The sequence below is a fragment of the Kaarinaea lacus genome (assembly GCF_975902315.1).
Genome location: NZ_CDLKIE010000156.1, coordinates 1 through 3996, shown reverse-complemented (window position 1 = coordinate 3996; position 3996 = coordinate 1). Strand labels below are relative to the sequence as shown.

General features: G+C 47.4%; 5 protein-coding genes. All 5 read right to left on the bottom strand.

The window, feature by feature from the left end:
- Positions 1-36: 36 nt before the first annotated feature.
- Entirely contained in the window at positions 37-351 is a 315-nt protein-coding gene (locus ACWVCM_RS04340; protein ID WP_455200490.1) for a c(7)-type cytochrome triheme domain-containing protein, read from the bottom strand.
- Between the two features lie 122 nt (positions 352-473).
- The gene (locus ACWVCM_RS04335; RefSeq protein ID WP_455200489.1) at positions 474-1418 is read right to left on the bottom strand and encodes a UbiA family prenyltransferase; all 945 of its coding nucleotides are present in this window, start codon (positions 1416-1418) and stop codon (positions 474-476) included.
- A 45-nt stretch (positions 1419-1463) separates the two neighbouring features.
- A complete protein-coding gene (locus ACWVCM_RS04330; protein WP_455200488.1) occupies positions 1464-1961 on the bottom strand; it encodes a type II toxin-antitoxin system RatA family toxin in 498 nt (165 codons plus the stop codon).
- 46 nt (positions 1962-2007) lie between these two features.
- On the bottom strand, positions 2008-3753 hold the full coding sequence (locus ACWVCM_RS04325) for a nickel-dependent hydrogenase large subunit (RefSeq protein WP_455200487.1): 1746 nt from the start codon (positions 3751-3753) through the stop codon (positions 2008-2010).
- Positions 3754-3777: 24 nt separating this feature from the next.
- The coding region (locus ACWVCM_RS04320) for a heterodisulfide reductase-related iron-sulfur binding cluster (RefSeq protein WP_455200486.1) at positions 3778-3996 on the bottom strand (219 nt) is incomplete at its 5' end.

Genomic DNA, 3996 nt, shown 5'->3' with positions numbered 1-3996 from the left:
TTTAACTTCCATCAAGTGATAGCTCATGAATTGTTGTTACTTTTTATGACACTTGTTACAGTTATCTTTTGATGGCCAGGCTTTCCCACCCTCTTTATGGCAGGTAAAACACCAGTTTCCACCGTCGTGGTCTGCCATGGTGATTTTGGCAGCGCCTTTCTTCTGTTCGAATGGCTTGGGATGACAGGCATCGCACATAATTCCTTTGGAAGGATGGATATTACCGTCAAACGTGACTTTACCCATTGGGCTTTTCGTGAACTCCATTGTCTGGCCCGGTGGTAATGCATGGCTTGGCAGCGCCAGGCCAAATAATAAACCCAAGATAATTGCTAACCCGATTTTTTTCATGACATCGCCTCCTTGAATAAACAACGAACACAATACTGCCAGTTTTTAGTGCACACTTTATTGATATAACGCAAATGTTATACCTGTTCTAATACCTTATAACTCTATTACCCAAATTTAGCCTATCCGGCAATATACCATCCTAATAGCCATAAGATATTTGCCGCATGAATTGTCAGCGTCATCTTTATAGCCCCCTCCATCATTCCCGGTTTTGTTTTCCAGTTCACAATAGCGCGGGCCGCAACAATAGCCGGAATAAATAATAGAAAGCATAGAACCAAAACTAACGGGGAGATATAGTCTAACGCAACGGCCCATACCAGAACTCCCAGTGCAATGGCATTTCCTACCAGATAAAAGGCAGCCGTGAAATTCAAACCAAATTTAACCACCAGCGTATTTTTGCCCGCTTTAGCATCAGCCGCGCAATCTGGCACTTCGTTGATCAACAGAATATTAGCCACCCAGATACTGACTGGCACTGAAAACAGCATCGCTTCCCAACTAAAGTTGCCAGTCTGTAACCAGGCCGCGCCAACCACTGGAATCACCCCAAAGCCAATACCAACCGCCGATTCACCGATTCCTCTTGATGCTAGTTTTAAGGGTGGCGCCGAATAAGCCACGCCAAGAAAAACACCCAGTATGCCAAACGCCAATACCATTGGTCCCTTGTGAACAACCAGCGCGATACCCAGCACGGCACTCATCACCAGCAGTAAGTGACCCCAGCGTCGCATTTGATTCAGATTTAATATGTTGTCCTGAATAAAACGTGAACCGCCGGTAAATGGAAATATGCGCTCTTCATTGAAACGATCGGTGCCATTGAGTTCGTCATACACATCATTCAGCACATTGATTGCGGCATGTGCCAGCATAACGGAAAACAGGGCCAGCACAAATGCAATGGCGTCAAACTGCGCACTGGCGTGATAACCGATGGCGCTTCCCAGTAAAACCGGTAGCGCCGAGGCGGTGAGGAACATCGGCCGCGTTGCCAACAGGTATTTCTTGATTTCCGGATCATTACTTTGTATGACATTATTCTGTGGTGATGACATACCACTTCTCCTTTCATTCACTATTGGCTATTGTTATTTCTCTTTTTATTCATGGATTAGGTTATTACTGGAGTACACCTTTCGAATCCGTTCTTCGAAACGGTCCAGCAGTGAGCGCGCGGAATTGCTAATGATTCCGTGTAAGAACCGATGTTGCGGCCCTGGATCACCATCCGTTTTAACAACCAGTGAAACACGTGTCCTGGTGTTTTCTACTGGACAAAAAGACCAGTCGATATCAAGGTGCAAAAAGGGGCCTTTGTGTGAAGTAATGTGTATATGAAATGGGGGCTCAAAAACAGCTTCCGAGGTAAAACGCCAGTTGAGAAACGCCACGCCCAGTTCCTGCTCCACGGTCATCTTCTCTTCTTCTTTTGAAAGCACCCTGGCACTTACCCAACCTGGCAGGAACTCCGGGTATTTTTCAATATCGCCGATAACATCAAACACTTGCTGAGGTGAATAATCAAATACCGCTGTATCGTTGTATTCCATAAAACAAACTTGATGATCAAATATATCGATTAACTTCCCTGTTACCATCGTCTCTACCGCCTGTTCCCATTTTATTAGTGTTTCAGTATTACGGCTATAGCGCTTTGACTTTTATCAACTCTTCTCCATCAGGGTTTGTCACGTGTACTGCGCAGGCAATGCAAGGATCAAAGCTGTGAATAGTGCGTAGTATTTCTATGGGTTGTTTTGGATCATGAAGCTTATGTCCTACTAAAGCCGCTTCATAGGGACCAGGTTGACCCATCGCATCCCGTGGCCCAGCATTCCAGGTGCTGGGAACGACTGCCTGATAATTGGCAATCTTGCCATCGCGTATCACTACCCAGTGTGACAATCCACCGCGCGGCGCTTCGGTATATCCCGCACCTTTGGCTTCTCTGGGCCACGTGGATGGGTCCCATAACGCTTCATTAAAGGTTTTTACATCACCGGCTTTGATATTGGCAATCAATTGATCCAGCCAGCTTTGCATGGTATCGGCGAACACCTTGGTTTCCAGGGTTCGCGCTGCAGTACGCCCCAGGGTTGAAAACAGGGCTTGCACCGGTACATCCAGAGTCTTTAAAGTCATATCCACCAGTTCTTTCATTTGCGGATGTCCCTTGGCATATAACATTAATGCACGAGCCAATGGCCCCACTTCCACCGGATGACCTTTCCAGCGCGGTGACTTTAACCAGGAATACGTCTTGTCGACATCAAGGTGTTCATAAGGTGGTTGCGGACCATCGTATTTGAACTCGGTTTCACCATCATAAGGATGCAAGCCTTTGTCTTTGCCGCCACTATAGTCATACCAGGAACGTGCAACATACTCCTGCACCTGTTCCGGATCATCCAGATCCACGTCATGCACAATGGACAAATCCCGATTCAGTATGACGCCTCGTGGCACTAATAACTTGTCAATATCATTTGTATCACCCGCCGGGAAATCACCATAGGACATGAAATTTCCTACGCCTTCGCCTTGTGCACCCCAGTCTTTATAAAAACCGGCAATGGCCAATGTATCCGGCACATATACCTGATCGACAAAGGTTCGCATTTTGCTAATTACATCCTGCATGATTTGCAAACCGGTCTGGTTCAAGGCTGTCGCATCACCACCAATATTGCCGCCACCCGCATGAATGCTGATCGCGGCAGGGGCACCACCAACCAGGAAGTTTGGGTGTGGATTCTTACCACCCAATATGGCGTGTAGTTTCACTACATCGCGTTGCCACGTCAGCGCATCAAGGTAGTGCGCTACAGCCATAAGGTTGGCTTCCGGTGGCAACTTGTAGGCGGGGTGCCCCCAATAACCATTAGCAAAAATTCCCAATTGTCCGGTCTCAACAAACTCCTTCACCCGTTTTTGTACATCGGCAAAGTAACCGGGCGATGATCGTGGATAGGATGGACTCACCGTTTGTGCCAGCTCGGACGTTGCTTTTGGATCGGCTTTTAATGCCGATACAATGTCCACCCAGTCCAGCGCATGCAAATGATAAAAGTGCATGACGTGATCGTGCACATACTGCGCGCCAATCATTAAGTTGCGCATCAATTGTGCGTTGGGAGGTATTTTGTAATTCAGCGCTGCTTCCACCGCTCTTACTGACGCAATGCCGTGCACCAAGGTACAAACACCACAAATACGTTGAGCAAAAGCCCAGGCATCGCGCGGATCACGGCCCTTTAATATGATTTCTATACCACGCACCATGGTGCCTGATGACCAGGCTTCGGTAATACGGTCGCCATCCGTCTGGGCTTCAATACGCAAGTGCCCTTCTATGCGGGTAACAGGATCGACAACGACACGTTCACTCATAGCTTTTACCCATTCCATTCAGCATTAAGCAGAATCATCCAGGTACTGAACCAGGGTCTCCGTTAATCCAACCACTTCAATATCGTCCATGTGGTAGTGATCCAGACCATCTTCCAGCATGTTCCGGCAGTTGGAACAGGCAGTAACAATGCGATCAACTTTTATCTCATCCAGTTGTTGTTTCTTTTTGCTGAATACTTGCAGACGTCGTTCTTCGGCACGTTCATTGGCACTGACACCTCC